We start from the raw sequence: 24,448 nt of genomic DNA, 5'->3' as shown, positions 1-24,448 counted from the left end.
CTGGAAGGAACCATGGCAGGACTGCGACTGATCGTCGGTCTGGGCAATCCCGGATCGGAACACGCCCGGACCCGGCACAATGCCGGGTTTCATTTCGTTGAGGCCCTGGCGGAAAAAGCCGGTGCGCGATGGAATGTGGACAGCAAGCTGTTCGGTGAGACCGCCAAGGTCGAGATCGCCGGGCAGACGGTGTGGCTGCTCAAGCCCGCCACCTTCATGAATCTCAGCGGCAAGTCGGTCACCGCCGCACAGCGGTTCTGGAAGATCGAGCCGGAAGAAACCCTGCTGGCCCACGACGAACTGGACCTGGCGCCCGGCGTGGCGCGGCTGAAGTTCGACGGTGGCCACGGCGGCCAGAACGGCCTGCGTGACACCATGCGCCTGCTCGGCCACGGCAAGTTCCACCGCCTGCGCGTGGGCATCGGCCATCCCGGCCACAAGGACCGCGTGGTGGGTTGGGTACTGGGCCGCCCGTCGAAGGACGACGACGTGTTGATCGCGCGCGCCATCGACGATGCGATCGACGTGATGCCGCTGGCGGTACAGGGCGATTTCAGCGAAGCGATGAAGCGGCTGCACACCCCGAAATAACCGGTAGGTACCGACCGTTGGCCGGTACGGAGTCAACCAGACCGGTAGGTACCGATCGTTGGTCGGTACGGAGAATGATTGGAAAAGCAGCGCCCACGTCGCTGTTTCCCCAATCACTTTCACCCCAGAGAGCTGTCACCCATGGGTATCAAATGCGGCATCGTCGGCCTGCCCAACGTCGGCAAGTCGACCCTGTTCAATGCGCTGACCAAGGCGGGTATCGCCGCGGCGAACTTCCCGTTCTGCACCATCGAGCCGAACGTCGGCATCGTGCCGGTGCCGGATCCGCGCCTGAACGAGCTGGCAGCGATCATCAATCCGCAGAAGGTCATCCCGACCGCGGTCGAGTTCGTCGACATCGCCGGCCTGGTGGCCGGTGCCGCCAGCGGTGAAGGGCTGGGCAACAAGTTCCTGGCGCACATCCGCGAAGTCGATGCGATCACCCATGTGGTGCGCTGCTTCGAGAACGCCGACGTCATCCACGTCAACAACAAGGTCGACCCGATCTCGGACATCGAAACCATCGATACCGAACTGGCGCTGGCTGACCTGGACAGCGTCGAGAAGGCGCTGAACCGTGCCGAACGCGCGGCCAAGGGCGGTGACAAGGACGCGGCGGCGCGCAAGCCGGTGCTGGCCAAGCTGCAGGCGGCACTGTCCGACGGCAAGTCCGGCCGTTCGGTGGGCCTGGACGAGGAAGAGAAGGCGCTGGTGCGCGACCTGTTCCTGCTGACCCTGAAGCCGGTGATGTACATCGCCAACGTGCTGGAAGACGGCTTCGAGAACAACCCGCACCTGGAAGCCGTGCGCGCGCACGCCGCCGCCGAAGGCGCGCAGGTGGTGCCGGTGTCGGCCGCGATCGAAGAAGAGCTCTCCCAGCTCGATGACGAAGACCGCGATACCTTCCTGGCCGACCTGGGCCTGAGCGAGCCGGGCCTGAACCGCGTGATCAACGCGGCCTACAGCCTGCTCGGCCTGCAGACCTACTTCACTGCTGGCGTGAAGGAAGTCCGCGCGTGGACCGTGCGCAAGGGTGCCACCGCCCCGCAGGCTGCCGCGGTCATCCACACCGACTTCGAGAAGGGCTTCATCCGCGCCGAAACCATCGCGTATGACGACTTCATCAAGTACAAGGGCGAAGCCGGCGCCAAGGAAGCCGGTCGCCTGCGCCTGGAAGGCAAGGAATACCGCGTGCAGGAAGGCGACATCCTGCACTTCCGCTTCAACGTCTGATCCAGCGGCATCGGATCGACCCCGGACGCCCCGCCTTGTGCGGGGCGTTTGCGTTTCTGGCGATGGACAAAAAATCACCACGCCGCGAAACGCTTGCGGCGTGACGTTCGCCGGCACTTGTCCACAGCAAACTCCCATCGCTTTCCACGCCAGGTGTGGAAAACCGACGAACCTGATGTAGAGCCGAGCCCATGCTCGGCTGATGCCAGCCGGAGCCGAGCGTGGGCTCGGCTCTACAAGGGGCTCGCCCGCGCGACCTGGACAAATTTTCACCGCGCTTCGAAACGCCTGCGCTGCAATGCTCGCACCCACTTGTCCACATCAAGTTCCCATCGCTCTCCACGTACCGTGTGGAAAACAATCGGGGCCGTGGACAAAAAATCACCACGTCCGGAAACGCCTGCACCGCAACGCTCGAACCCACTTGTCCACACCAAGTTCCCATTGCTTTCCACGTGCGGTGTGGAAAACCCCAGATGGCCCGCTCTGGTAGTCGCCCACCTTGGTGGGCGCGGCGAAACAGTGCCCACCAAGGTGGGCATCTAGCAGAACTGCAAACAACAAGGCCCGCCAGTGGCGGGCCTTGTCGTCCACGTTCTGCAATGCGGCGTGCCTTACAGCGCGCTGCCACCGAACTTGTGGGTGTACTGCAGGTTGATGGTGCGGCCGACGCTGTCGAACCAGGACACGTCGTAGTACGGGTAGGCCGTATAGGTCAGGTCCTTCGGCGGCATCTTGTTGAACACATTGACCACCGACAGCGACAGGCGCGAGTGGTCGTCGAAGCGGTACTGCAGCGAAGCGTTGTAGCGGTACGTCGCCTTGATGTACGGGCTGTCACCGCTGTCCCACGTGAATACCTGGTCGTAGCTGTCCGAGGTCGGCAGCTTGCCGAGGCGCGAGCCGTACACCGTTGCCGACCACGCATCCCTCTCCCAGGTCACGCTCAGGCTGGTCTTGGTGCGCGGGATGTCGAAGTTGCTGTTGACCGCGAACTGGTCCTGGATCGGATCACCCGGATAACGCTGGAAGTCATGCTTTTTCACCCAGGTGTGGGTGCCGTTGAAGATGAAATCACCGATGCCCGTCTGCAGGCGGTAGCGCAGGCCGACGTCGATGCCGGAGGTGGACTCGCGGGCGACGTTGATCGGCTCCACGCGCACGCCATACAGGCGCCCGTCGTTGCTGCGGGTGATGCGGGCGAGCGCATCCACGCAGGTCGGCGAGGTGATGTCGGCGCTGCCCAGGCGGCAGTTCGCTTCGTTGGCCAGGATCGTGCGCACGTCCATGTCCTGCACCTGGTTGCGCATGTCGATGTCGAACCAGTCCACCGACAGATCCAGGCCGATCGCCGGCGACCAGACGAAGCCGGCACTCCACGACGTGCTGGTTTCCGGGTCGAGCTGGCGGTTGCCGGTGCGGCTACGGATCAGGTTGCGTTCGTAGTCGGCGCAGTCCGTGGCGCCGTCGGCGCGGCAGCTGTACAGGTCTTCGGCGGTGGTCTCATCGTTGCCCGGGCCGGCGAACACGTAGTGCAGGTCCGGCGCGCGGAACGCGGTGCCATACGAACCGCGGACCAGCAGCGTGTCGATCGGGCGCCATTCCAGGCCACCGCTCCAGGTCGCCTTGCCGATGGTGTGGCCGGAATAGCGGTACTGGTCGTAGCGGCCGGCCACGCTCAGGTTGACCGTCTCGTGCAGCGGCATGCGCAGCTCCGCAGCGGTCGCCCAGCGGTTGCGCGAACCCTTGCCGTCCGAATCCTTCCAGCTGTAGTAGTAGTACTCGGTCGCCAGCGGATCGGGGTTCAGCGAGTAGGCCTGCTGGCCCACCTCCACGGTCGCGGCAAACCCGGCGTCGCCCCCCGGCAGGCCGAACAGGGCCGAGTTGGTCAGGGTGAAGGCGGCGGTCTCCGTGCGCGACTTCGGGGTGTAGGTGGTACGCGCGGCGATCGAATCGTACTCGGCGCGGGTCAGTGGCCGGTACAGGCGTGACGGGTCGGCGTTGTAGATCGGGAAGCCGTCGTCATCCACGCCCAGCTGCGGGCCGAGGAACAGGTCATTGGCCTTGGCGGCGATGATCTGCGCCCAGCTGATCCGCGACTGGTACTGCGAATGGCTCAGCGCCGCTTCGTAGTCCCAGTTGCCGGCCAGGTTGCCCTTGAAGCCGGTTGTCACGCTGAAGGTCTTCTGCGTGCTGCGCACCATGGCGTTGCGCAGGCCACCCATTTCCTCGGGCGAGAACTGGCGCTGCCAGAACTCGATCTCGCCGGTGGCTTCGTTGTTGAAGTAGCCCGACTCATCGCCATTGGCATCCATGCGGCCCCACTTGGTGACGTCGCGCATCAGCGACATCGTGTGGTAGCCCAGCTGCACATCGGCGAACCACTGCTGGCCATTGTCGAAGTCGTAGCTCAGCGAGGCGTAGCCATTGGCACCACGGCGCTTGCTGAGGATGGTGCCGTAGCCGATCGAGCTGTCGCTTCCGCAGTAATAGCCATAGCGCGGGCGGTAGGCGCGGTAGGTGCTGCCTTGGTTCTGCCCAGCCAGCGCTTCGCAGCTGGCCGCGCCCGGGTCCAGGTAGTCATCGTTGTAGTCGGTGCGCAGGTAAGCGCGGCGGGCGATGCGCGAGCCCTCTGTCGGGCCGTCCTGGGTCGAATCCTGGATATCGCGCTCGTACGCCCACAGCGGGGTCTGCGATTGCAGCTCAACGCTGTACACCGCGTTGAAATTGCCGCGGCTGAAACCGCTGGCGAGACTCATGTCGAACGACTCGCCACCGCCTTCGCTGGTGGTGCCCATGCGCATGTCGATGGTGGTGCCGTCGGCCTTCTTCTTCAGGATGAAGTTGACCACGCCGGCGATCGCGTCCGAGCCGTAGATGGCCGAGGCGCTGCCGGTCAGCACTTCGATGCGCTCGATCATCCCCAGCGGGATGTTGGAGACATCGGTGAAGTTGCTGCGGCCCTTGAACGGCATCGGGAAGTCGGCGATGCGGCGGCCATTGACCAGTACCAGCGTGTGGTTCGGGCCCAGGCCGCGCAGGTCCACCTGCTGGGCGCCCGGCGAGAAATCGGCGCCACTGGAGGACTGCTGGCTCTGCGTCTCACCGCCGTTCTGGGTCATCGCACGCAGCACGTCCGGCACGCTGGTGAAGCCGCTGGAGCGGATCTGTTCGGCGTTGATCACCGTGATCGGGGCGGGGCCTTCCACCTGGGCGCGCGGAATGCGCGAACCGGTGACCTGCACCGCATCCAGTTGTCGAACCGAGGAGGAAGCCGGTGCCTGGGCCGCCGCAGAAGCAGCCACGCCCATCAACGCCAGCTGGATCGACCACGCCATCGCCTTTCTACGCATGAGGAATTCTCGGAAATGAAGCCGGCCCGCAGAGGAGGGGCCCTGTCCCCCATTCAGATTTCCGGAATGGGCGCGCGCATTTAACGCCTTTTTTATGTCCTTGACTACTGGACCCCTATCTGGCAAAGAGTGAAAACGCTTGCAAGTCGATTCTGTTCAGGGAGATCAACATGCGACGCCTCCATCGGACCCTGCCTACCCCCTTTGCCTGGCTGGCGCTGCTGGTGTTGGCCATGCCGTTGGCCGCCCTTGCGCAGGACCTGCAGGGTCCGGGCTTCGCCTACTACGAAACCGGGGATCTCGACGCACCCCGGCCCGGTCCGCGCGCGCCAGCCATGATGCTGATGGGCGGTGGCGAATGGGTGCCGGAAGCCTTTCAGTGGTGGCTGAAGCAGGCCGGGAATGGCCGCGTGCTGATCCTGCGCGCTTCTGGCAGTGACGAGCTGCAGGACCGCCTGTATCGCGAGATCGGCGGGACCACCGCAGTGCAGACGCTGGTCTTCGACAGCCGCCGCGGCGCCGACGATCCGGCCGTGCTGCGCGTGGTTGCCGCAGCTGATGCCATCTTCATTGCCGGTGGTGACCAGTCGCGCTACATCCGCTTCTGGAAGGGCACTGCGCTCAACCGCGCGCTGAACGCCCATGTGCGCGCCGGCAAGCCAATTGCCGGTACCAGTGCCGGGCTCGCCATCCTCGGTGGCTATGCCTACGGCGCGATGGACGGCGGCAGCATCACCTCCGCGGGTGCGCTGGCCGACCCGATGGGCAGCGCGGTGACCATGGACAGTGGCTTCCTGCAGATGCCTTACCTGCAGCGCGTGGTCACCGACACCCACTTCGACAAGCGCGATCGGCTCGGCCGCCTGATCGTGTTCGTGGCGCGCGCCGCCCAGGACAGCGGTGATCCCGACATCGTCGGCATCGGCGTTGATGAGGACACCGCCCTGTGCGTGGAGCCCGATGGCCAGGCCCAGGTCTACAGCGCCGATGGCGAAGGCAAGGTCTGGGTGGTCAGCCCCGGTCGTGATGCCGACCGTCTGGTGGAAGGCGAGCCGCTGCGCTTCCGTGCCGTCCCGGTAACCGTGGTCGCCAGTGGCAGCCGCATGCGCCTGGATGACGTCCAGGCCGACGCCGACTATCAGGCGGTGGCAGACATCAGCGACGGCCAAATGGAGTTCACGCTTCGGTAGTGCCGGCCGCTGGCCGGCAAGGGGCGCGTCAGGGAAGGTGAGTTGCCGGCCAGCGGCCGGCACTACCCTGCAATCCATTCCCTCGTCCTGCTGGAGACGTACCCGATGAAACTGCGCCTGGCGCTGTCCGCACTGTTGTCCCTGCCCATGCTTGCCCAGGCCGCGCCGGCCACCTCACCGCTGCTGGTCATCCACGGTGGCGCCGGTGTCGAGCGCAAGGACCTGTCGCCGTCCGAAGAGAAGGCTGCGCGCGATGCGTTGCGCGCTGCGCTGCTGAAGGGCCATGCCGAACTGGCGGCCGGTCGCCCGGCGCTTGCAGCGGTCACTGCGGCGATCACCGTGCTGGAGGACGACCCCACCTTCAACGCCGGCAAGGGCGCAGTGTTCACCCACGACGGCCATAACGAGCTGGATGCGGCTGTCATGGATGGCGCAAGCCAGGCGGCGGGCGCGGTGGCAGGCGTCCAGCGCGTGCGCAACCCGATCCTGCTGGCGCAGACCGTGATGCAGAAATCCAGGCACGTGATGATGGTCGGGCAGGGCGCCGAAGCCTTCGCGGCCGAGCAGGGCATGTCTCTGGTCGATCCCTCCTACTTCCGCACGGAGAAGCGCTGGCAGCAGCTGCAGCGTGCACTGAAGGAAGAGGCCAGTGGCCAGGCACACGCCGATCTGGAGACCGCAAAGCACTTCGGGACCGTCGGTGCGGTCGCCTTGGATGCAAAGGGGCACCTGGCCGCCGGTACCTCCACCGGCGGCATGACCAACAAGCGCTATGGCCGGGTGGGTGACTCGCCGATCATCGGTGCAGGCACCTGGGCCGATGCGCGCTGTGCGGTATCGGGCACCGGCTGGGGCGAGTACTACATCCGCACTGCTGCCGCACACGAGATCTGCGCGCGCATGCGCTACCAGGGACAGAGCCCGGAACAGGCAGGCAAGGGCGTGATCAACGAGGCGATTCCGCAGATGGGTGGCGACGGCGGTGCGATCGTGCTCGGCGCAGACGGCAAAATGGCCACGCCGTTCAACACCCAGGGCATGTATCGGGGCTGGATTGGCGCCGACGGTGTCCCTCATGTCGCAATTTTCGCCAACGAGACCCTGCCGGTCCCGGAGCAATAACCTTGCGTATCAATGGGTTTGCGACAGCGTGTGAAAAAAGTGGAAAAAAGCGTTGACAGCCCCCCGTCCCATCAGCAGAATAAGCGGCTCACCACCACACACCGCAACGCTTCGGCGGCAACGGAATGGGGTGGTAAGGAGGGATACCCAAGCGGCCAACGGGGGCAGACTGTAAATCTGCTGGCTTACGCCTTCGGTGGTTCGAATCCACCTCCCTCCACCAGTTTCACGTTGTGACATTCCCGGCGCGGGAGTAGTTCAATGGTAGAACCTCAGCCTTCCAAGCTGATGGTGCGGGTTCGATTCCCGTCTCCCGCTCCATTGAATGAACTTTGAATATTATCGAGTTCATGTCATAATGCAAAACTCGGCTCACGTAGCTCAGTCGGTAGAGCACTTCCTTGGTAAGGAAGAGGTCGAAGGTTCGATTCCTTTCGTGAGCACCATCTTAAGCATCACCTCTCAGACGAATTCGAGATAAGCAGCCATGGCCAAGGGTAAGTTCGAGCGCACCAAGCCGCACGTCAACGTCGGCACCATCGGTCACGTCGACCACGGCAAGACCACGCTGACCGCCGCACTGACCAAGATCGGTGCCGAGCGCTTCGGTGGCGAGTTCAAGGACTACTCCTCGATCGACGCCGCTCCGGAAGAAAAGGCGCGTGGTATCACGATCTCGACCGCGCACGTCGAATACGAATCCCCGGTCCGTCACTACGCCCACGTCGATTGCCCGGGCCACGCTGACTACGTCAAGAACATGATCACCGGTGCCGCCCAGATGGACGGCGCGATCCTGGTGTGCTCGGCCGCTGACGGCCCGATGCCGCAGACCCGCGAGCACATCCTGCTGTCGCGTCAGGTCGGCGTGCCGTACATCGTCGTGTTCCTGAACAAGGCCGACATGGTTGACGACGCCGAGCTGCTCGAGCTGGTCGAGATGGAAGTGCGCGAGCTGCTGAGCAAGTACGACTTCCCGGGCGACGACACCCCGATCATCGCCGGTTCGGCCCGTCTGGCGCTGGAAGGCGACCAGAGCGACATCGGCGTGCCGGCCATCCTGAAGCTGGTCGATGCCCTGGACAGCTGGATCCCGGAGCCGGAGCGCGCGATCGACAAGCCGTTCCTGATGCCGGTGGAAGACGTGTTCTCGATCTCGGGCCGCGGCACCGTGGTGACCGGTCGTATCGAGCGCGGCGTGATCAAGGTTGGCGACGAAATCGAAATCGTCGGCATCCGTCCGGTGCAGAAGACCACCGTGACCGGCGTTGAAATGTTCCGCAAGCTGCTGGACCAGGGTCAGGCAGGCGACAACGCTGGCCTGCTGCTGCGCGGCACCAAGCGTGACGACGTCGAGCGTGGCCAGGTTCTGGCCAAGCCGGGTTCGATCAAGCCGCACACCAAGTTCGAAGGCGAAGTCTACGTCCTGTCGAAGGACGAGGGCGGCCGTCACACCCCGTTCTTCAACGGCTACCGTCCGCAGTTCTACTTCCGCACCACCGACATCACCGGCGCAGCTGCTCTGCCGGAAGGCGTCGAAATGGTGATGCCGGGTGATAACGTCAAGATGGTCGTCACCCTGATCAACCCGGTGGCAATGGACGAAGGCCTGCGCTTCGCCATCCGCGAAGGTGGCCGTACCGTCGGCGCCGGCGTGGTCTCGAAGATCATCGAGTAATCTGGTAGTATCTGCGCCCCGATGTTGCCTGGGTAGGGCATCGGGGCGTATCAAATGGGAAAGCAGGCACAGGATGTGCCTTGTGTTCCCCGGACCAGGAAGGGTCAATGCCATTCAGGCGGCGTCAACAGGCGACTGTTGACAGCTGCCTTGCGTGCCATTATGCTTCTCCGTCTGGGCAGGCCGGGTAACTGGTCTGCCTACGTTTTTGAGGTCTATGGAGTGACCTTGGCGGCCTGCAGGACTGTGGGTCGTCCGTATTCAGGAATTTCATGGGACAAAGCAACCCAGAGGCTTTGTCTGTCGCTCTTTTAACGAAGGAACCTACCGCCATGGCGGACCAAAAGATCCGGATCCGGCTGAAAGCGTTCGATCATCGTCTGATCGACCGTTCGGCCAGCGAGATCGTTGAAACGGCAAAGCGGACCGGCGCGCAAGTGCGTGGCCCGATCCCGCTGCCGACCAAGATCGAGCGTTACACCGTTCTCGTCTCCCCGCACGTCGACAAGGACGCGCGTGACCAGTACGAGACCCGCACGCACAAGCGCGTGCTCGATATCGTTGACCCGAATGACAAGACCGTGGACGCGCTGATGAAGCTCGAACTGGCTGCCGGCGTCGACGTTCAGATCAAGCTGACCTGAGGACTACGACCATGACGAAGAAGTATTCGTTGGGCTTCGTGGGCCGCAAGGCTGGCATGAGCCGCGTGTTCACTGAAGATGGCCGCTCCATCCCGGTGACCCTGATCGAAGCAACCCCGAACCGCATCGCGCAGATCAAGACCGTCGAAACCGACGGCTACAGCGCCGTGCAGGTGACCGTCGGCGCGCGTCGCGCTGCCCTGGTCAACAAGCCGGAAGCCGGCCACTTCGCCAAGGCGAAGGTGGAAGCGGGTCGTGGCCTGTGGGAATTCCGCGTTGAAGACGCGCAGCTCGGCGATTTCGCCGTTGGCGGCGAAGTCAAGGCGGACATCTTCGAAGTCGGCCAGATCGTCGACGTCCAGGGTGTCACCAAGGGTAAGGGCTTCCAGGGCACCATCAAGCGCCACAACTTCCGTATGGGCGATGCAACCCACGGTAACTCGCTGTCGCATCGCGCGCCGGGTTCGCTGGGTCAGCGCCAGACGCCGGGTCGCGTTTTCCCGGGCAAGAAGATGTCGGGCCACATGGGCGCAGTGCAGCAGAGCACCCAGAACCTGGAAGTGGTCAAGGTCGACGTCGAGCGCGGTCTGATCGCCGTTCGCGGCGCCGTTCCGGGCGCGGCGGGTGGCGACGTGATCGTCCGTCCGGCGAGCAAGGCATAAGGAGAGATGACGATGGAACTCGTTATCACGGGTAGCAACAACAAGGTCTCGGTCTCCGACGCCGTGTTCGGTCGCGATTTCAGCGAAGATCTGGTCCACCAGGTCGTCGTTGCCTACCGCAACGCCGGTCGCGCCGGCACCAAGGCACAGAAGACTCGCTCCGAAGTGGCTGGTACCACCAAGAAGTCGAAGAAGCAGAAGGGCGGCGGCGCGCGTCATGGCGCACTGACGGCTCCGATCTTCGTCGGCGGCGGTGTCACCTTCGCGGCCAAGCCGCGCAGCTTCGAGCAGAAGGTCAATCGTAAGCAGTACCGTGCCGCCATGTGCGCGATCCTGTCCGAGCTGAACCGTCAGGGCCGTCTGACCATCGTGGAGTCCTTCGACGTCGAAGTGACCAACACGAAGGGTCTGATCGCCAAGCTGGCCGGCCTGGAAGTGGGCAAGCGCCCGCTGATCGTCACCGAAGAAGCGTCCGAGCACCTGTACCTGTCCGCCCGCAATCTGCCGTACGTGCAGGTGCGTGACGTCCAGGGTCTGGATCCGGTCTCGCTGGTGGGTGCCGACACGGTCGTCATCACCGCTGACGCGGTCAAGAAGGTCGAGGAGTGGCTGGCATGAACAGCAACGAAAAAATCTTCAGCGTGCTGCGTGCCCCGCGTGTCTCCGAAAAGACCGCGCGCCTGCAGGAACTCTCCAACCAGTATGTCTTCGAAGTTTCGAACGAAGCCACCAAGGCCGATGTAAAGGCCGCGGTTGAGCAGCTGTTCGACGTCAAGGTCGAAGCCGTCAACGTGGTCAACGTCAAGGGCAAGAACAAGTCCTTCCGTAACCGTGCTGGCCGCCGCGGCGATTGGCGCAAGGCGTACGTTCGCCTGGCCGATGGCCAGTCGATCGATGTAACGGCCAAGGCCTGAGGTACATCCCATGCCATTGATGAAATTCAAGCCCACTTCCCCCGGCCGCCGTTCGGCCGTGCGCGTGGTCACTCCCGACCTGCACAAGGGTGCTCCGCACGCTGCGCTGGTCGAGTCGCAGAGCCGCTCGGGTGGTCGTAACCACCATGGCCGCATCACCGTGCGTCACGTCGGTGGTGGTGCCAAGCAGCACTACCGCATCATCGACTTCAAGCGCAACAAGCTGGGCATCCCGGCGCGCGTGGAACGCATCGAATACGATCCGAACCGCACCGCGCACATTGCTCTGCTGTGCTACGTCGACGGTGAGCGTCGCTACATCATCGCCCCGAAGGGCCTGAAGGCTGGTGATCAGGTGATCGCTGGTTCGGATGCCCCGATCAAGGCTGGCAACACCCTGCCGCTGCGCAATATCCCGGTCGGCACCACCATCCACTGCATCGAACTGAAGCCGGGCAAGGGCGCTCAGATCGCTCGCGCCGCTGGTGCGGCCGTGCAGCTGGTGGCTCGCGAAGGCATCTACGCCACCCTGCGCCTGCGCTCGGGTGAAATGCGCAAGGTTCCGGTCGAGTGCTGCGCCACCATCGGCGAAGTCGGCAACGACGAGCACAGCCTGGAAAAGCTGGGCAAGGCCGGTGCCAAGCGTTGGCGCGGCGTCCGCCCGACCGTTCGTGGTGCTGCCATGAACCCGGTTGACCACCCGCACGGTGGTGGTGAGGCGAAGGCCGGCCAGGGTAATCCGCATCCGGTCACCCCGTGGGGTGTCCCGACCAAGGGTTACAAGACGCGCCATAACAAGCGCACTCAGCAGTTCATCGTCCGCGATCGTAGGGGCTAATCGACCATGGCACGTTCACTCAAGAAGGGCCCGTTCGTCGATCACCACCTCGTCAAGAAGGTGGAGGCCGCTGCGGGCAGCAAGAAGCCGATCAAGACCTGGTCGCGCCGTTCGATGATCCTGCCTGACATGGTAGGCGTCACCATTGCCGTGCATAACGGCAAGAACCACATCCCGGTTCTCGTCAACGAGAACATGGTCGGCCACAAGCTCGGCGAATTTGCCATCACCCGGACCTTCAAGGGTCACGGTGGTGACAAGAAGTCGGGCAAGTAAGGAGAGATGACAATGGAAGCGAAAGCCATCCTGCGCACTGCGCGCATCTCCCCGCAGAAGGCTCGTCTGGTCGCTGACCAGGTGCGCGGTCTGCCGGCCGAGCGTGCGGTCAACCTGCTGAAGTTCTCGGACAAGAAGGCTGCCCACCTGATCAAGAAGGTGGTGGAGTCGGCTATTGCAAATGCCGAGAACAACCAGGGCGCCGACGTCGACGAGCTGAAGGTTCAGACCATCATGGTTGATGAAGGTCCGACCCTGAAGCGTTTCATGGCGCGGGCGAAAGGCCGCGGTACCCGCATCCTCAAGCGCACCAGCCACATCACTGTGGTTGTGGGCGCCGCCAAGTAAGCGGATAAGGAAAAGACCATGGGTCATAAAGTTCATCCGATTGGTATCCGCCTCGGCATTTCCAAGGACTGGAACTCCAAGTGGTACGCCAACAAGGCCGAGTTCGCTGGTTACCTGGCAGCCGACCTGAAAGTGCGCGAAATGCTGCGCAAGAAGCTGGCTCAGGCCGGCATCAGCAAGATCCTGATCGAGCGTCCGGCCAAGACCGCTCGCGTGACGATCCACACCGCCCGTCCGGGCGTGGTGATCGGCAAGCGCGGTGAGGACATCGAGAAGCTGCGCAAGGAAGTGAGCGAGATGATGGGCGTCCCGGCGCACATCAACGTCACCGAAGTGCGCAAGCCGGAACTGGACGCGCAGCTCGTTGCCGAGTCGATCGCCCAGCAGCTGGAGCGTCGCATCATGTTCCGCCGTGCAATGAAGCGCTCGGTCGGCAACGCGATGCGCCTGGGTGCCCTGGGCATCAAGGTCAACGTCGGTGGCCGCCTCAACGGTGCAGAAATTGCCCGTTCGGAGTGGTACCGCGAAGGCCGCGTGCCGCTGCACACCCTGCGTGCCGACATCGACTATGGCTTCGCTGAAGCCAAGACGACCTACGGCATCATCGGCATCAAGGTCTGGATCTACAAGGGCGAGGTCTTCGATTTCTCCCAGGTTGGCCAGGAAAAGCAGGACGACACCCCGTCGCGCAACGATCGTCACGATCGCGGCGACCGTGGTGACCGTCAGCGCCCGGCCCGTGAAGCGAGGTAACGACAATGTTGCAACCCAAGCGAACCAAGTACCGCAAGGTACACAAGGGCCGTAACGATGGCCTGAGCTGGAGCGCCAACGCTGTCAGCTTCGGCGAATACGGCCTGAAGGCAACCGCACACGGTCAGCTGACCGCGCGTCAGATCGAAGCGGCCCGCCGCTCGATCAGCCGCTACGTCAAGCGCGGCGGCAAGATGTGGATCCGCGTGTTCCCCGACAAGCCCATCACCAAGAAGCCCATCGAAGTCCGAATGGGTTCTGGTAAGGGCAACGTGGAATACTGGGTGGCCCAGATCCAGCCCGGCCGCATGATCTATGAAATCGAGGGTGTTTCCGAGGAAGTGGCTCGCGAGGCGTTCCGCCTGGCCGCCGCCAAGCTCTCGGTCACCACCACTTTCGTGACCCGTACGGTGCGCTGATGGATATCAAAACTCTCCGTGAAAAGTCGGCTGACGAACTCAAGGCCCACCTGATCGACCTGCGTAAGGAACAGTTCTCTGTCCGTATGCAGCAGGTCACCGGCCAGCTGCCGAAGACCCACGACATTCGCCGGGTCCGTCGCGAGATTGCTCGCGTCAAGACCCTGCTCGGCAGCACGAAGTAAGGATGGCCGCTATGAGCGACAATACTGAAAAGAAGACGCTGCGCACGGTCGAAGGCCGTGTCGTCAGCAACAAGATGGACAAGACGGTTACCGTCCTGGTTGAGCGTCAGGTCAAGCACGCGCTGTACGGCAAGTACATCAAGCGCTCGACGAAGCTGCACGCCCACGATGCCGACAACGCCTGCAAGGAAGGCGATGTCGTCCGCGTGACCGAGATTGCTCCGATGTCCAAGACCAAGAACTGGCGCGTGGTGGAAGTCATCACGCGTGCGGCTGAATAAGGAGTCTGAATCATGATCCAGATGCAGAGCTACCTTGACGTCGCGGACAATTCGGGTGCCAAGCAGGTGATGTGCTTCAAGGTGCTGGGTGGTTCCAAGCGCCGTTACGCCGGCATCGGCGACATCATCAAGGTCACCGTGAAGGATGCGATTCCGCGCGGCAAGGTCAAGAAGGGTGAAGTGTATGACGCCGTCGTGGTGCGTACCCGCAAGGGTGTGCGTCGCGCCGACGGCTCGCTGATCCGCTTCGACGGCAACGCTGCCGTTCTGCTGAACAGCAAGCAGGAGCCGATCGGTACCCGTATCTTCGGGCCGGTGACTCGTGAACTTCGTTCGGAGAAGTTCATGAAGATCGTCTCGCTCGCTCCCGAAGTGCTGTGAGCGACAGGAGATAATCATGGCTAACCGTATCAAGAAGGGCGACCAGGTTGTCGTCAACGCTGGCAAGGACAAGGGCAAGCAGGGCGAAGTCGTCCGCGTCGACGGCGACCGCGTGGTCGTCGCCAACGTGAACATCGTCAAGCGCCACACCAAGCCGAACCCGCAGGCAGGTGTTGCCGGCGGCGTGGTCGAGCGCGAAGCTTCGATCCATATCTCCAACGTGAATGTTCTGAACCCGGCTTCGGGCAAGGGCGAACGCGTTGGCTTCAAGGTGCTGGAGGATGGACGCAAACTGCGTGTGTTCCGCTCCAGCGGTGAGGCGCTCGACGCCTGAGGAATGAGAAGATGAGTTCCCGTCTCGAAAAGTTCTACAAGGACGAAGTGGTGCCGGCGCTGATGAAGCAGTTCGGCTACACCAATCCGATGGAAGTGCCGAAGCTGGTCAAGGTCACCCTGAACATGGGTGTCGGCGAAGCGGCCACCAACAAGAAGATCCTGGAAAACGCCGTCGGCGACATGACCAAGATTTCCGGCCAGAAGCCGGTTGTCACCAAGTCGCGCGTGTCGGTTGCGTCGTTCAAGATCCGCGATGGTTGGCCGATCGGCTGCAAGACCACGCTGCGTCGCCACAAGATGTACGAGTTCCTGGATCGCCTGATCAACATCTCGCTGCCGCGCGTGCGCGACTTCCGTGGTGTTTCCGGTCGTTCCTTCGACGGCCGCGGCAACTTCAACATGGGTGTGAAGGAGCAGATCATCTTCCCGGAAATCGACTTCGACGCCGTCGACGCGATCCGCGGTATGGATATCGCCATCACCACCACTGCGAAGACCGACGCGGAAGCGAAGGCGCTGCTGGCAGCGTTCAAGTTCCCGTTCCGTAACTGATCTGTCGAGGAAACCGAAATGGCAAAGACCTCCATGGTCAACCGCGACATCAAGCGGGAAAAGCTGGCAAAGAAGTACGCTGAAAAGCGTGCGGCTCTGAAGAAGATCGTGTCCTCCGTGGACGCGACCTACGAAGAGAAGATCGACGCCGCAACCAAGCTGGCCAAGCTGCCGCGCGATTCGTCGCCGAGCCGCCAGCGCAACCGTTGCGAGCTGTCGGGTCGTCCGCGTGGCGTCTACAGCAAGTTCGGCCTCGGCCGTAACAAGCTGCGTGAAGCCACCATGCGCGGCGACGTCCCGGGTCTGCGCAAGGCCAGCTGGTAATCCCAGCCGGCCCTGCGATCAGGAGCACCTCCGGGGGTTCCTGAACCGGGCAGGGGAGGCATTCAGCCTTCCCGACGCAAAAAAACCGAAGAGCCCGGCGCAAGCCGGGCTCTTTTGGCGTATACTCCCGCGTCTTGCCCTGTGCAGACGGGGTTGTAGGAGTGGGCTTCCGGCCCGCTGCATCAAGGGACCTGGCCCGTTTCCAGGAGACAACAGATTTTCGCGAAAGCGGATATCGGTGCACTCAAAGGTACTCATATGAGCATGACTGATCCCATCGCCGACCTGCTGGTCCGCATCAAGAATGCGGCCGCGGTTGGCAAGCAGACGGTGAAAGCCCCGTCGTCCAAGATCAAGGTTGCGATCGCCCAGGTCCTGAAGGACGAGGGTTACATCACCGACCTGCGCGTGACCCAGCTGGAAAACAACAAGTCCGAGCTGGAAATCGTGCTGAAGTATTTCGAAGGCAAGCCGGTCATCGCGACCCTGAAGCGCTTCTCGCGTTCGGGCCTGCGCCAGTACCGCGGCAAGAGCGAGCTGCCGAAGGTCATGAACGGCCTGGGTATCTCCATCATTTCCACCTCCAAGGGCATCATGACTGATGCGCAGGCGCGCCAGCTGGGCGTCGGCGGCGAAGTCCTGTGCTTCGTGGCCTAAGGCGAAAGGAGTAGAACTATGTCCCGCGTAGCCAAGAAGCCGATCGACCTGGGTAAGGTTGAACTGAACGTCCAGTCGGACAGCGTCACCGCCAAGGGCCCGAAGGGCACCCTGTCGCTGGCCAAGCCGGCTGGTATTGCCATCAACGTCGACAACGGCGTTGCCACCCTGAGCACCGAGAACGCCGAGCTGGTCGCACTGACCGGTACCGTGCGTGCGATCCTGTCCAACATGGTCAAGGGCGTGTCCGAAGGCTTCGAGCGCAAGCTGGAGCTGGTCGGCGTGGGTTACCGCGCTGCCATGCAGGGCAAGGACCTGAGCCTGTCCCTGGGCTTCTCGCACCCGGTCGTGTTCGTGGCGCCGGAAGGCATCACCATCACCACCCCGACCCAGACCGAGATCCTGGTCCAGGGCGCTGACAAGCAGGTCGTCGGTGAAGTTGCCGCCAAGATCCGTGCGTTCCGCAAGCCGGAGCCGTACAAGGGCAAGGGCGTGAAGTACTCCGACGAAGTCATCATCCGTAAGGAAGCCAAGAAGGCGTAAGTGCGAGTCCCTCGCAAGAGCCCGCACATCCATGTGCGGACTCCTCAGGGAAAAGCCCATCCTTCAGCTTTCAAGGAACAATCAAAATGAACAAGAACATCGCCCGCCTGCGTCGCGCCAAGTCGACCCGCGCCCACATCCGTGAGCTCGGCGTCGCCCGCCTGTCGGTGCTGCGCACCGGCCAGCACCTGTACGCCCAGGTCTTCACCGCCGACGGTTCCAAGGTGCTGGCTGCTGCCAACACCACCCAGACCGACGTCATGGAAGGTCTGAAGAACGGCAAGAACGCCGATGCCGCCGCCAAGGTCGGCCGTATCGTCGCTGAGCGCGCCAAGGCCGCCGGCGTCGAGAAGGTTGCCTTCGATCGTTCGGGCTACCGCTACCACGGCCGCATCAAGGCCCTGGCAGAAGCCGCCCGCGAAGCCGGCCTGCAGTTCTAAGGGATAAGGGCAGGGGACCTGTGGTCTCCTGCCCGCCTGCTCGCCAGCCTGAGCGAGGCTGGACGGCGCCATTCTTCTGCAGTGGCCCACCGGAACGACGTGACATTCCACAACCATAAGCGGCCCCGAGCCGTACATACCCAAACTACCAAGGAATCAAAATGGCAGAAGAGCGTCAGCAGCGGGGTCGCGATCGCGACCGTAACCGCGAAGAGAAAGTCGACGACGGCATGATCGAAAAGCTGGTCGCGGTCAACCGCGTCAGCAAGACCGTCAAGGGTGGCCGCCAGTTCACCTTCACCGCCCTGACCGTGGTCGGCGACGGCGAAGGCAAGGTCGGTTTCGGCTATGGCAAGGCCCGCGAAGTGCCGGTCGCCATCCAGAAGTCGATGGAACAGGCCCGCAAGAACCTGGTCAGCGTTGACCTGAACAACGGCACCCTGTGGCACACCATCAAGGATGGTCACGGCGCAGCCCGCGTGTTCATGCAGCCGGCTTCGGAAGGTACCGGCGTCATCGCCGGCGGTGCCATGCGCGCCGTGCTGGAAGCCGTTGGCGTGAAGAACGTGCTGGCGAAGGCCACCGGTTCGCGCAACCCGATCAACCTGGTGCGTGCCACCGTGAAGGGCCTGTCTGCTGCGCAGTCGCCGGCTCGCATCGCGGCCAAGCGCGGCAAGAAGGTGGAGGAACTCAACCATGGCTAATGAGTCCAACAAGACTGTGAAGGTGCGCCTGGTGCGCGGCCTGCGTGGTGCTCAGTCGCGTCACCGCCTGTCGGTGCGTGCCCTGGGCCTGAACAAGCTCAACGATGTCCGTGAACTGAAGGACAGCCCGCAGGTTCGCGGTCTGATCAACACCGTTCACTACCTCGTCAAGGTTGAGGAGTAATCGATCATGACTCTGCGTCTCAATGAACTGAGCCCGGCACCGGGCGCCCGCACCGAGCGCACCCGCGTCGGTCGCGGTATCGGCTCGGGCCTGGGCAAGACTGCCGGCCGTGGCCACAAGGGTTCGTTCGCCCGTAAGGGTGGCGGCAAGATCAAGGCTGGCTTCGAAGGCGGCCAGACCCCCATGCAGCGTCGTCTGCCGAAGATCGGCTTCCGTTCGCCGATCGCCAAGGACACCGCTGAAGTGCTGCTGTACGCGCTGGACAAGCTGCCGGCCGGTGAGATCGACTTCGCCGCCCTGCGTGCTGCCAAGCTGGTCCCGAGCACTGCAAAGAAGGCCAAGGTCGTCGTCAAGGGCGAAGTGACCAAGGCGTTCACCCTGAAGGGTATCGCTGCCACGGCGGGTGCCAAGGCCGCGATCGAAGCTGCCGGCGGCAGCGTAACGGAGTAAGAAAATCATGGCGCAAGCTGGCATCGGTAACCTCGCGGGCGGAATGGGCAAGTTCACTGAACTTCGCCAACGTTTGCTGTTCGTCGTCGGGGCTTTGATCGTCTATCGCATTGGCTGCTACGTGCCGGTGCCGGGCGTCAATCCCGATGCCATGCTTGCCATGATGCAACAGCAGGGCGGCGGCATCGTGGACATGTTCAACATGTTCTCGGGCGGCGCCCTGCACCGTTTCAGCATCTTCGCGCTGAACGTGATGCCGTACATCTCGGCATCGATCGTGATGCAGCTGGCCGTGCACATCTTCCCCGCCCTGAAGGCGATGCAGAAGGAAGGTGAGTCCGGCCGCCGCAAGATCACCCAGTATTCGCGCATCGGCGCCGTGCTGCTGGCAGTGGTGCAGGGCGGTTCGATCGCGCTGGCCCTGCAGGGCCAGGTCTCGCCGTCGGGCGCTCCGGTCGTGTACGCACCGGGCATGGGCTTCGTGCTCACCGCCGTGGTCGCGCTGACCGCCGGCACCATGTTCCTGATGTGGGTCGGTGAGCAGGTCACCGAGCGCGGCATCGGCAACGGTGTGTCGCTGATCATCTTCGCCGGTATCGTCGCTGGCCTGCCGGGTGCGGTCATCCACACCTTCGACGCCTACCGCGACGGCAACATCCAGTTCATCCAGCTGCTGCTGATCGCCATCGTCGTGCTCGCCTTCACCTTCTTCGTGGTGTTCGTCGAGCGTGGCCAGCGCCGGATCACGGTCAATTACGCGCGCCGCCAGGGCGGTCGCAACGCGTACATGAACCAGACCTCGTTCCTGCCGCTGAAGCTCAACATGGCCGGCGTCATCCCGGCGATCTTCGCCTCGAGCCTGCTGGCCTTCCCGGCCACCCTGGCCATGTGGTCCGGCCAGGCCGCCAACCAGAGCAGCATGGGCCAGATCCTGCAGAAGGTCGCCAATGCCCTGGGCCCGGGCGAGCCGCTGCACATGATCGTGTTCGCTGCGCTGATCACCGGTTTCGCGTTCTTCTATACCGCGCTGGTGTTCAACTCGCAGGAAACCGCCGACAACCTGAAGAAGTCGGGCGCGCTGATTCCGGGCATCCGTCCGGGCAAGGCCACCGCCGACTACATCGACGGCGTGCTGACCCGCCTGACCGCGGCCGGCTCGGCCTACCTGGTGATCGTCTGCCTGCTGCCGGAACTGATGCGCACGCAGTTGAACGCCTCGTTCTACTTCGGCGGTACTTCGCTGCTGATCGTGGTGGTGGTGGTGATGGACTTCATCGCCCAGGTGCAGGCGCACCTGATGTCCCACCAGTACGAGAGCCTGTTGAAGAAGGCCAACCTGAAGGGCGGCAACCGCGGCGGTTTTGCCCGCGGCTGATTGGCCTGTTATACTTTCGTCTTCCTGACGTGATGGTCCCTCCGCTTCGCGGACTCCGGCCACACAAACGAAGGGCGGCCCCCGCAGCGGTTCCGGGTGGGGGTGTGATGAGGTGGTCCCGCGCTGGAGTAGCGCGGGCGGCCCCGGGGGAAACCCCAGGTCCAACCCCATCCGGCGCCGGAGCCTGGGCACACTCCCCAGGCCGGGTCCATGAAACCAATGGTTTCACGGGCTTCCATGTAAACCGGAACCTTGTTAGTATCGCTAGTTCACTTTTTTGATCCATCCTGCCGGATTGGCGTGCCCGAGGCGCGCTGTCGGCCATCACTCAGCTGGAGAACCGCGTCATGGCGCGTATTGCAGGCGTCAACCTGCCAGCCCAGAAGCACGTCTGGGTCGGGTTGCAAAGCATTTACGGCATCGGCCGTACCCGTTCGAAGAAGGTCTGCGAAGTCGCAGGCGTTGCTTCGACCACCAAGATCCGCGATCTGTCGGAGCCGGAAATCGAGCGCCTGCGCGCCGAAGTCGGCAAGTACATCGTGGAAGGCGATCTGCGCCGTGAGATCGGCATCGCGATCAAGCGCCTGATGGACCTGGGCTGCTACCGCGGCCTGCGTCACCGTCGTGGCCTCCCGCTGCGTGGCCAGCGCACCCGTACCAACGCCCGCACCCGCAAGGGTCCGCGCAAGGCGATCAAGAAGTAAGGGACTGAGAAATGGCTAAGCCCGCTGCTAAGACCAAGAAGAAGATCAAGCGCGTCGTCACTGACGGCGTTGCCCACGTCCACGCTTCGTTCAACAACACCATCGTCACCATCACCGACCGCCAGGGCAACGCTCTGTCGTGGGCGACCTCCGGTGGCGCTGGCTTCCGCGGTTCGCGCAAGTCGACCCCGTTCGCTGCCCAGGTGGCTGCTGAAAAGGCCGGTCGTGCTGCGCTGGACTACGGCGTGAAGTCGCTGGAAGTCCGCATCAAGGGCCCGGGTCCGGGCCGTGAGTCGGCCGTGCGTTCGTTGAACAACGTCGGCTACAAGATCACCAACATCATCGACGTGACGCCTATCCCGCACAACGGGTGCCGTCCGCCGAAGAAGCGTCGCGTCTAAAGGGAGCGATAAGAAATGGCTCGTTATATCGGTCCTACCTGTAAGCTCGCCCGTCGCGAAGGCGCCGACCTGTCCCTGAAGAGCCCGGCGCGTGCGCTGGACTCGAAGTGCAAGCTGGAGCAGAAGCCCGGCCAGCACGGCGCCACTGCCCGCAAGGGCAAGCTGTCCGACTACGCCACCCAGCTGCGTGAAAAGCAGAAGGTCAAGCGTATCTACGGCCTGCTGGAGCGTCAGTTCCGCAACTACTACAAGAAGGCCTCGACCAAGAAGGGCAACACCGGCGAGAACCTGCTGCAGCTGCTGGAAACCCGCCTGGACAACGTCGTCTACCGCATGGGCTTCGCCGTGACCCGTCCGGCTGCCCGTCAGCTGGTGTCGCACCGCGGCGTCACCGTGAATGGCAAGTCGGTCAACCTGGCTTCGTACCAGGTCAAGGCTGGCGACGCCATCGCCCTGTCTGAAAAGGCTGCCAAGCAGCTGCGCGTCCAGGAAGCCCTGACCGTCGCCGCCCAGCATGACCTGAGCCCGTCGTGGGTTGAAGTGGATTCCGGCAAGTTCACCGGCATCTTCAAGGCTGTTCCGGATCGTTCGGATCTGCCTGCGGACATCAACGAAGCGCTGATCGTCGAGCTGTATTCGAAGTAATTCACATTGGAGAGCCCCCGGCGACGGCCGGGGGTTCACTAGGAGAACCCGCAACATGACGGTTACCGCCAACCAGGTTCTGCGTCCTCGCGGTCCGCAGATCGAACGCCTTACCGACACCCGTGCAAAGGTCGTTATCGAACCTTTGGAGCGGGGTTACGGGCATACGCTGGGTAATGCCCTGCGTCGCGTGCTGCTGTCGTCCATCCCGGGCTTCGCCATCACGGAAGTCGAAATCGACGGCGTGTTGCATGAGTACACCACGGTCGAAGGTCTGCAGGAGGACGTGCTCGAAGTCCTGCTGAACCTGAAGGACGTGGCCATCCGTATGCACTCCGGCGACAGCGCCACCCTGTCCCTGTCCAAGCAGGGCCCGGGCGTTGTCACCGCTGCCGATATCAAGGTCGACCACAATGTGGAGATCCTGAACGGCGACCATGTGATCTGCCACCTGACCAAGGATACGGCGATCAACATGCGTCTGAAGATCGAACGTGGTTTCGGCTACCAGCCGGCTGCCGCGCGTCGTCGTCCGGACGAAGAAACCCGTGCCATCGGCCGCCTGGTCCTGGATGCCTCGTTCTCGCCGGTCCGCCGCGTCGCCTATGCCGTGGAAGCGGCCCGCGTCGAACAGCGTACCGACCTGGACAAGCTGGTCATCGATATCGAGACCAACGGCACCATCGATGCCGAGGAAGCCGTGCGCACCGCCGCCGACATCCTCAGCGACCAGCTGTCGGTGTTCGGTGACTTCACCCACCGCGACCGCGGTGCGGCCAAGCCGGCCAACAACGGCGTGGATCCGGTGCTGCTGCGCCCGATCGACGATCTGGAGCTGACCGTGCGTTCGGCCAACTGCCTGAAGGCTGAAAGCATCTACTACATCGGCGATCTGATCCAGAAGACCGAAGTGGAGCTGCTGAAGACCCCGAACCTGGGCAAGAAGTCGCTCACCGAGATCAAGGAAGTGCTGGCTCAGCGCGGCCTGTCCCTCGGCATGAAGCTGGAGAACTGGCCGCCGGCCGGTGTCGCCAGCCACGGCATGCTGGGCTGATATCGGTAATGCCTGAAGGCTCCACCGTTCGCGGTGGGGCCTTCAACGCAACACAACATGCCACGACGAACGAAGGTTCGCGCGGCAGGTCGTCCAGGACGGGCGGCCAGGACCATCCGCAGTCCGCGCAGCAACGCCAGGAAGGCGACAACGATCCACACAGTCTCATCATTAACCAAGGAATATCACCATGCGTCACCAGAAGTCTGGCCGTAAGTTCAGCCGTACCAGCGCCCACCGCGAAGCGATGTTCAAGAACATGGCCGCCTCGCTGTTCAAGCACGAGCTGATCAAGACCACCCTGCCGAAGGCCAAGGAACTGCGCCGCGTTGCCGAGCCGCTGATCACCCTGGCCAAGGTCGACTCCGTCGCCAACCGCCGTCTGGCCTTCGCTCGCCTGCGCGACAACGAAGCCGTGGGCAACCTGTTCACCATCCTGGGCCCGCGCTACGCGAACCGTCCGGGCGGCTACCTGCGTCTGCTGAAGTGCGGCTTCCGCGCCGGCGACAACGCGCCGATGGCGTACGTCGAGCTGGTTGACCGTCCGGTCGTGGCCGAGGAAGTGGCCGAGTAATCGGACCGCTCCAACGCGACACAGCGAAAGCCCGGCCTCTGCCGGGCTTTTGCGTTTCTGGAGCGGATTCGACCCGCACCGTTCCGACAGGCGTCACCTGTGGCGGTTCGAATGGCGCGCACTCTCGGTTACGCTTGGCGCCTGATCCATTCGAGCGTTGACGATGAATCCACTGCGCTGGCCCTTCCGCGCCCAGTTCTTCCTGGGCTTCCTGATCTGCGCGGGCCTGCTTGGCTACGCGATCTTCCTGCAGTTGAAGATGGGCCTGGAGCCGTGTCCGCTGTGCATCTTCCAGCGCCTGGCCTTCGCCGCGCTCGGCCTGCTGTTCCTGATCGGTGCGCTGCACGGGCCTTCCAACCGCCCGGGACGCGCGACCTATGGCGTGCTGGCGTTCATTGCCGCCGCAGTGGGTGTCGGCATCGCCGCGCGCCACGTCTACGTGCAGATGCTGCCGCCGGAAATGGGTTCCACCTGTGGCCCGCCGCTGGCGTTCCTGAGCGAGACCATGGGGCCGCTGGAGGTGTTCCGCACCGTGCTGACCGGTACCGGCAACTGCGGCAACATCGACTGGACCTTCCTGGGCCTGACCATGCCGATGTGGTCGGGCGTGTGGTTCGTGCTGCTGGCGTTGTGGGCG

At 63.4% G+C, this 24,448-nt stretch carries 34 protein-coding genes and 3 tRNA genes; 36 read left to right on the top strand and 1 reads right to left on the bottom strand.

Annotation, left to right across the window (positions count from 1 at the left end; genetic code table 11):
* Positions 1-12 precede the first annotated feature (12 nt).
* Both pth and ychF read left to right on the top strand, forming a co-directional pair.
* Positions 13-591: an aminoacyl-tRNA hydrolase gene (gene pth / locus N5J73_RS18115; protein WP_049444772.1), complete on the top strand. Its 579-nt coding sequence runs from the start codon at positions 13-15 to the stop codon at positions 589-591.
* 141 nt (positions 592-732) lie between these two features.
* Complete coding sequence (gene ychF, locus N5J73_RS18110; protein ID WP_014036087.1) at positions 733-1,824, top strand: redox-regulated ATPase YchF; 1,092 nt, start codon at positions 733-735, stop codon at positions 1,822-1,824.
* 614 nt (positions 1,825-2,438) lie between these two features.
* On the opposite strand, the gene N5J73_RS18105 is transcribed toward ychF, so the two are convergent.
* Complete coding sequence (locus tag N5J73_RS18105) at positions 2,439-5,177, bottom strand: TonB-dependent receptor (RefSeq protein ID WP_049444776.1); 2,739 nt, start codon at positions 5,175-5,177, stop codon at positions 2,439-2,441.
* A 170-nt stretch (positions 5,178-5,347) separates the two neighbouring features.
* On the opposite strand from N5J73_RS18105, the gene N5J73_RS18100 reads away from it, so the two are divergent.
* The 34 genes from N5J73_RS18100 to N5J73_RS17935 all read left to right on the top strand — a co-directional run.
* The gene (locus tag N5J73_RS18100; protein WP_049444778.1) at positions 5,348-6,367 is read left to right on the top strand and encodes a cyanophycinase; all 1,020 of its coding nucleotides are present in this window, start codon (positions 5,348-5,350) and stop codon (positions 6,365-6,367) included.
* Positions 6,368-6,472: 105 nt separating this feature from the next.
* Positions 6,473-7,489: an isoaspartyl peptidase/L-asparaginase gene (locus tag N5J73_RS18095; RefSeq protein ID WP_049444781.1), complete on the top strand. Its 1,017-nt coding sequence runs from the start codon at positions 6,473-6,475 to the stop codon at positions 7,487-7,489.
* 137 nt (positions 7,490-7,626) lie between these two features.
* Positions 7,627-7,712, top strand: a tRNA-Tyr gene (locus tag N5J73_RS18090).
* A 24-nt stretch (positions 7,713-7,736) separates the two neighbouring features.
* A tRNA-Gly gene (locus N5J73_RS18085) sits at positions 7,737-7,810 on the top strand.
* 49 nt (positions 7,811-7,859) lie between these two features.
* Positions 7,860-7,935: transfer RNA gene (locus tag N5J73_RS18080), tRNA-Thr, on the top strand.
* 41 nt (positions 7,936-7,976) lie between these two features.
* On the top strand, positions 7,977-9,167 hold the full coding sequence (gene tuf / locus N5J73_RS18075; RefSeq protein WP_004154360.1) for an elongation factor Tu: 1,191 nt from the start codon (positions 7,977-7,979) through the stop codon (positions 9,165-9,167).
* A gap of 332 nt (positions 9,168-9,499) precedes the next feature.
* Positions 9,500-9,811 (top strand): 30S ribosomal protein S10, encoded by a 312-nt coding sequence (gene rpsJ / locus N5J73_RS18070; RefSeq protein ID WP_005408208.1) that lies wholly within the window; start codon positions 9,500-9,502, stop codon positions 9,809-9,811.
* Between the two features lie 11 nt (positions 9,812-9,822).
* Positions 9,823-10,473 (top strand): 50S ribosomal protein L3, encoded by a 651-nt coding sequence (rplC, locus tag N5J73_RS18065; protein ID WP_004145336.1) that lies wholly within the window; start codon positions 9,823-9,825, stop codon positions 10,471-10,473.
* 12 nt (positions 10,474-10,485) lie between these two features.
* Positions 10,486-11,091 carry a 50S ribosomal protein L4 gene (gene rplD, locus N5J73_RS18060; RefSeq protein ID WP_004145337.1) on the top strand — a complete coding sequence of 202 codons (606 nt, stop codon included), beginning with the start codon at positions 10,486-10,488 and terminating at the stop codon, positions 11,089-11,091.
* A complete protein-coding gene (rplW, locus tag N5J73_RS18055; protein WP_004145338.1) occupies positions 11,088-11,387 on the top strand; it encodes a 50S ribosomal protein L23 in 300 nt (99 codons plus the stop codon). Before rplD ends, rplW begins: the two co-directional genes overlap by 4 nt.
* Positions 11,388-11,397: 10 nt before the next feature.
* Positions 11,398-12,225 (top strand): 50S ribosomal protein L2, encoded by an 828-nt coding sequence (gene rplB / locus N5J73_RS18050; RefSeq protein WP_004145339.1) that lies wholly within the window; start codon positions 11,398-11,400, stop codon positions 12,223-12,225.
* A gap of 6 nt (positions 12,226-12,231) precedes the next feature.
* A complete protein-coding gene (rpsS, locus tag N5J73_RS18045; RefSeq protein WP_004154485.1) occupies positions 12,232-12,501 on the top strand; it encodes a 30S ribosomal protein S19 in 270 nt (89 codons plus the stop codon).
* 12 nt (positions 12,502-12,513) lie between these two features.
* Positions 12,514-12,849, top strand: coding sequence for a 50S ribosomal protein L22 (rplV, locus tag N5J73_RS18040; protein ID WP_004145348.1), 336 nt, complete (start codon positions 12,514-12,516; stop codon positions 12,847-12,849).
* Between the two features lie 18 nt (positions 12,850-12,867).
* Positions 12,868-13,602: a 30S ribosomal protein S3 gene (gene rpsC, locus N5J73_RS18035; RefSeq protein ID WP_004145350.1), complete on the top strand. Its 735-nt coding sequence runs from the start codon at positions 12,868-12,870 to the stop codon at positions 13,600-13,602.
* Between the two features lie 5 nt (positions 13,603-13,607).
* A complete protein-coding gene (rplP, locus tag N5J73_RS18030) occupies positions 13,608-14,021 on the top strand; it encodes a 50S ribosomal protein L16 (protein WP_004154486.1) in 414 nt (137 codons plus the stop codon).
* Positions 14,021-14,206, top strand: a complete 186-nt coding sequence (gene rpmC, locus N5J73_RS18025) for a 50S ribosomal protein L29 (protein WP_004154487.1) — start codon at positions 14,021-14,023, stop codon at positions 14,204-14,206. The genes rplP and rpmC overlap by 1 nt, the downstream gene beginning before the upstream one ends.
* 11 nt (positions 14,207-14,217) lie before the next feature.
* A complete protein-coding gene (gene rpsQ / locus N5J73_RS18020; RefSeq protein WP_004154489.1) occupies positions 14,218-14,487 on the top strand; it encodes a 30S ribosomal protein S17 in 270 nt (89 codons plus the stop codon).
* Between the two features lie 12 nt (positions 14,488-14,499).
* Positions 14,500-14,868 carry a 50S ribosomal protein L14 gene (gene rplN / locus N5J73_RS18015; protein ID WP_004145357.1) on the top strand — a complete coding sequence of 123 codons (369 nt, stop codon included), beginning with the start codon at positions 14,500-14,502 and terminating at the stop codon, positions 14,866-14,868.
* A 16-nt stretch (positions 14,869-14,884) separates the two neighbouring features.
* Positions 14,885-15,202, top strand: coding sequence for a 50S ribosomal protein L24 (gene rplX / locus N5J73_RS18010; protein WP_004154490.1), 318 nt, complete (start codon positions 14,885-14,887; stop codon positions 15,200-15,202).
* A gap of 11 nt (positions 15,203-15,213) precedes the next feature.
* Positions 15,214-15,756 (top strand): 50S ribosomal protein L5, encoded by a 543-nt coding sequence (gene rplE / locus N5J73_RS18005; RefSeq protein ID WP_004154491.1) that lies wholly within the window; start codon positions 15,214-15,216, stop codon positions 15,754-15,756.
* Between the two features lie 18 nt (positions 15,757-15,774).
* Positions 15,775-16,080 (top strand): 30S ribosomal protein S14, encoded by a 306-nt coding sequence (gene rpsN, locus N5J73_RS18000; RefSeq protein ID WP_005408209.1) that lies wholly within the window; start codon positions 15,775-15,777, stop codon positions 16,078-16,080.
* A 258-nt stretch (positions 16,081-16,338) separates the two neighbouring features.
* On the top strand, positions 16,339-16,737 hold the full coding sequence (gene rpsH, locus N5J73_RS17995; protein ID WP_005408210.1) for a 30S ribosomal protein S8: 399 nt from the start codon (positions 16,339-16,341) through the stop codon (positions 16,735-16,737).
* An 18-nt stretch (positions 16,738-16,755) separates the two neighbouring features.
* Positions 16,756-17,280, top strand: a complete 525-nt coding sequence (gene rplF / locus N5J73_RS17990) for a 50S ribosomal protein L6 (RefSeq protein WP_049447095.1) — start codon at positions 16,756-16,758, stop codon at positions 17,278-17,280.
* 80 nt (positions 17,281-17,360) lie between these two features.
* Positions 17,361-17,720 (top strand): 50S ribosomal protein L18, encoded by a 360-nt coding sequence (gene rplR / locus N5J73_RS17985; protein WP_024957318.1) that lies wholly within the window; start codon positions 17,361-17,363, stop codon positions 17,718-17,720.
* Between the two features lie 161 nt (positions 17,721-17,881).
* Positions 17,882-18,424, top strand: a complete 543-nt coding sequence (gene rpsE / locus N5J73_RS17980; RefSeq protein WP_004145411.1) for a 30S ribosomal protein S5 — start codon at positions 17,882-17,884, stop codon at positions 18,422-18,424.
* Positions 18,417-18,608 (top strand): 50S ribosomal protein L30, encoded by a 192-nt coding sequence (rpmD, locus tag N5J73_RS17975; RefSeq protein ID WP_004145412.1) that lies wholly within the window; start codon positions 18,417-18,419, stop codon positions 18,606-18,608. The genes rpsE and rpmD overlap by 8 nt, the downstream gene beginning before the upstream one ends.
* Before the next feature lie 6 nt (positions 18,609-18,614).
* On the top strand, positions 18,615-19,058 hold the full coding sequence (gene rplO / locus N5J73_RS17970) for a 50S ribosomal protein L15 (protein ID WP_004154498.1): 444 nt from the start codon (positions 18,615-18,617) through the stop codon (positions 19,056-19,058).
* A gap of 7 nt (positions 19,059-19,065) precedes the next feature.
* On the top strand, positions 19,066-20,433 hold the full coding sequence (gene secY / locus N5J73_RS17965) for a preprotein translocase subunit SecY (RefSeq protein WP_049447091.1): 1,368 nt from the start codon (positions 19,066-19,068) through the stop codon (positions 20,431-20,433).
* 347 nt (positions 20,434-20,780) lie between these two features.
* Positions 20,781-21,137 (top strand): 30S ribosomal protein S13, encoded by a 357-nt coding sequence (gene rpsM / locus N5J73_RS17960; RefSeq protein ID WP_004154500.1) that lies wholly within the window; start codon positions 20,781-20,783, stop codon positions 21,135-21,137.
* 11 nt (positions 21,138-21,148) lie between these two features.
* A complete protein-coding gene (gene rpsK, locus N5J73_RS17955) occupies positions 21,149-21,538 on the top strand; it encodes a 30S ribosomal protein S11 (RefSeq protein WP_004145443.1) in 390 nt (129 codons plus the stop codon).
* A 15-nt stretch (positions 21,539-21,553) separates the two neighbouring features.
* Positions 21,554-22,183, top strand: coding sequence for a 30S ribosomal protein S4 (rpsD, locus tag N5J73_RS17950; protein WP_004145446.1), 630 nt, complete (start codon positions 21,554-21,556; stop codon positions 22,181-22,183).
* 55 nt (positions 22,184-22,238) lie between these two features.
* Positions 22,239-23,237, top strand: coding sequence for a DNA-directed RNA polymerase subunit alpha (gene rpoA, locus N5J73_RS17945; protein ID WP_005408216.1), 999 nt, complete (start codon positions 22,239-22,241; stop codon positions 23,235-23,237).
* A gap of 190 nt (positions 23,238-23,427) precedes the next feature.
* Positions 23,428-23,811, top strand: a complete 384-nt coding sequence (rplQ, locus tag N5J73_RS17940; RefSeq protein ID WP_005408217.1) for a 50S ribosomal protein L17 — start codon at positions 23,428-23,430, stop codon at positions 23,809-23,811.
* A 163-nt stretch (positions 23,812-23,974) separates the two neighbouring features.
* Positions 23,975-24,448: disulfide bond formation protein B (locus tag N5J73_RS17935; protein WP_279941254.1), on the top strand; the 474-nt coding region annotated here is incomplete at its 3' end.

It is taken from the genome of Stenotrophomonas sp. GD03654 (genome assembly GCF_029845105.1).
GTDB lineage: Bacteria > Pseudomonadota > Gammaproteobacteria > Xanthomonadales > Xanthomonadaceae > Stenotrophomonas > Stenotrophomonas africana.
Note: the sequence above shows the minus strand (reverse complement) of the source record. Positions and strands in the feature narration are given on the sequence as shown.

What these genes read in the sequence shown, in the direction of transcription:
- rplO (WP_004154498.1), top strand. Translation starts at nt 18,615, where the DNA reads ATGACTCTGCGTCTCAATGAACTGAGCCCGGCACCGGGCGCCCGCACC.
- rpsM (WP_004154500.1), top strand. Translation starts at nt 20,781, where the DNA reads ATGGCGCGTATTGCAGGCGTCAACCTGCCAGCCCAGAAGCACGTCTGG.
- rpsQ (WP_004154489.1), top strand. Translation starts at nt 14,218, where the DNA reads ATGAGCGACAATACTGAAAAGAAGACGCTGCGCACGGTCGAAGGCCGT.
- rpmC (WP_004154487.1), top strand. Translation starts at nt 14,021, where the DNA reads ATGGATATCAAAACTCTCCGTGAAAAGTCGGCTGACGAACTCAAGGCC.
- N5J73_RS18095 (WP_049444781.1), top strand. Translation starts at nt 6,473, where the DNA reads ATGAAACTGCGCCTGGCGCTGTCCGCACTGTTGTCCCTGCCCATGCTT.
- rplW (WP_004145338.1), top strand. Translation starts at nt 11,088, where the DNA reads ATGAACAGCAACGAAAAAATCTTCAGCGTGCTGCGTGCCCCGCGTGTC.
- rpsC (WP_004145350.1), top strand. Translation starts at nt 12,868, where the DNA reads ATGGGTCATAAAGTTCATCCGATTGGTATCCGCCTCGGCATTTCCAAG.
- rplC (WP_004145336.1), top strand. Translation starts at nt 9,823, where the DNA reads ATGACGAAGAAGTATTCGTTGGGCTTCGTGGGCCGCAAGGCTGGCATG.
- rpsH (WP_005408210.1), top strand. Translation starts at nt 16,339, where the DNA reads ATGAGCATGACTGATCCCATCGCCGACCTGCTGGTCCGCATCAAGAAT.
- rpsD (WP_004145446.1), top strand. Translation starts at nt 21,554, where the DNA reads ATGGCTCGTTATATCGGTCCTACCTGTAAGCTCGCCCGTCGCGAAGGC.
- rplF (WP_049447095.1), top strand. Translation starts at nt 16,756, where the DNA reads ATGTCCCGCGTAGCCAAGAAGCCGATCGACCTGGGTAAGGTTGAACTG.
- rplX (WP_004154490.1), top strand. Translation starts at nt 14,885, where the DNA reads ATGGCTAACCGTATCAAGAAGGGCGACCAGGTTGTCGTCAACGCTGGC.
- rplP (WP_004154486.1), top strand. Translation starts at nt 13,608, where the DNA reads ATGTTGCAACCCAAGCGAACCAAGTACCGCAAGGTACACAAGGGCCGT.
- rpsN (WP_005408209.1), top strand. Translation starts at nt 15,775, where the DNA reads ATGGCAAAGACCTCCATGGTCAACCGCGACATCAAGCGGGAAAAGCTG.
- N5J73_RS18100 (WP_049444778.1), top strand. Translation starts at nt 5,348, where the DNA reads ATGCGACGCCTCCATCGGACCCTGCCTACCCCCTTTGCCTGGCTGGCG.
- secY (WP_049447091.1), top strand. Translation starts at nt 19,066, where the DNA reads ATGGCGCAAGCTGGCATCGGTAACCTCGCGGGCGGAATGGGCAAGTTC.
- tuf (WP_004154360.1), top strand. Translation starts at nt 7,977, where the DNA reads ATGGCCAAGGGTAAGTTCGAGCGCACCAAGCCGCACGTCAACGTCGGC.
- ychF (WP_014036087.1), top strand. Translation starts at nt 733, where the DNA reads ATGGGTATCAAATGCGGCATCGTCGGCCTGCCCAACGTCGGCAAGTCG.
- rplE (WP_004154491.1), top strand. Translation starts at nt 15,214, where the DNA reads ATGAGTTCCCGTCTCGAAAAGTTCTACAAGGACGAAGTGGTGCCGGCG.
- N5J73_RS18105 (WP_049444776.1), bottom strand. Translation starts at nt 5,177, where the DNA reads ATGCGTAGAAAGGCGATGGCGTGGTCGATCCAGCTGGCGTTGATGGGC.
- pth (WP_049444772.1), top strand. Translation starts at nt 13, where the DNA reads ATGGCAGGACTGCGACTGATCGTCGGTCTGGGCAATCCCGGATCGGAA.
- rpsJ (WP_005408208.1), top strand. Translation starts at nt 9,500, where the DNA reads ATGGCGGACCAAAAGATCCGGATCCGGCTGAAAGCGTTCGATCATCGT.
- rpsE (WP_004145411.1), top strand. Translation starts at nt 17,882, where the DNA reads ATGGCAGAAGAGCGTCAGCAGCGGGGTCGCGATCGCGACCGTAACCGC.
- rplN (WP_004145357.1), top strand. Translation starts at nt 14,500, where the DNA reads ATGATCCAGATGCAGAGCTACCTTGACGTCGCGGACAATTCGGGTGCC.
- rplD (WP_004145337.1), top strand. Translation starts at nt 10,486, where the DNA reads ATGGAACTCGTTATCACGGGTAGCAACAACAAGGTCTCGGTCTCCGAC.
- rplQ (WP_005408217.1), top strand. Translation starts at nt 23,428, where the DNA reads ATGCGTCACCAGAAGTCTGGCCGTAAGTTCAGCCGTACCAGCGCCCAC.
- rplV (WP_004145348.1), top strand. Translation starts at nt 12,514, where the DNA reads ATGGAAGCGAAAGCCATCCTGCGCACTGCGCGCATCTCCCCGCAGAAG.
- rplB (WP_004145339.1), top strand. Translation starts at nt 11,398, where the DNA reads ATGCCATTGATGAAATTCAAGCCCACTTCCCCCGGCCGCCGTTCGGCC.
- rpsK (WP_004145443.1), top strand. Translation starts at nt 21,149, where the DNA reads ATGGCTAAGCCCGCTGCTAAGACCAAGAAGAAGATCAAGCGCGTCGTC.
- rpoA (WP_005408216.1), top strand. Translation starts at nt 22,239, where the DNA reads ATGACGGTTACCGCCAACCAGGTTCTGCGTCCTCGCGGTCCGCAGATC.
- rpsS (WP_004154485.1), top strand. Translation starts at nt 12,232, where the DNA reads ATGGCACGTTCACTCAAGAAGGGCCCGTTCGTCGATCACCACCTCGTC.
- rpmD (WP_004145412.1), top strand. Translation starts at nt 18,417, where the DNA reads ATGGCTAATGAGTCCAACAAGACTGTGAAGGTGCGCCTGGTGCGCGGC.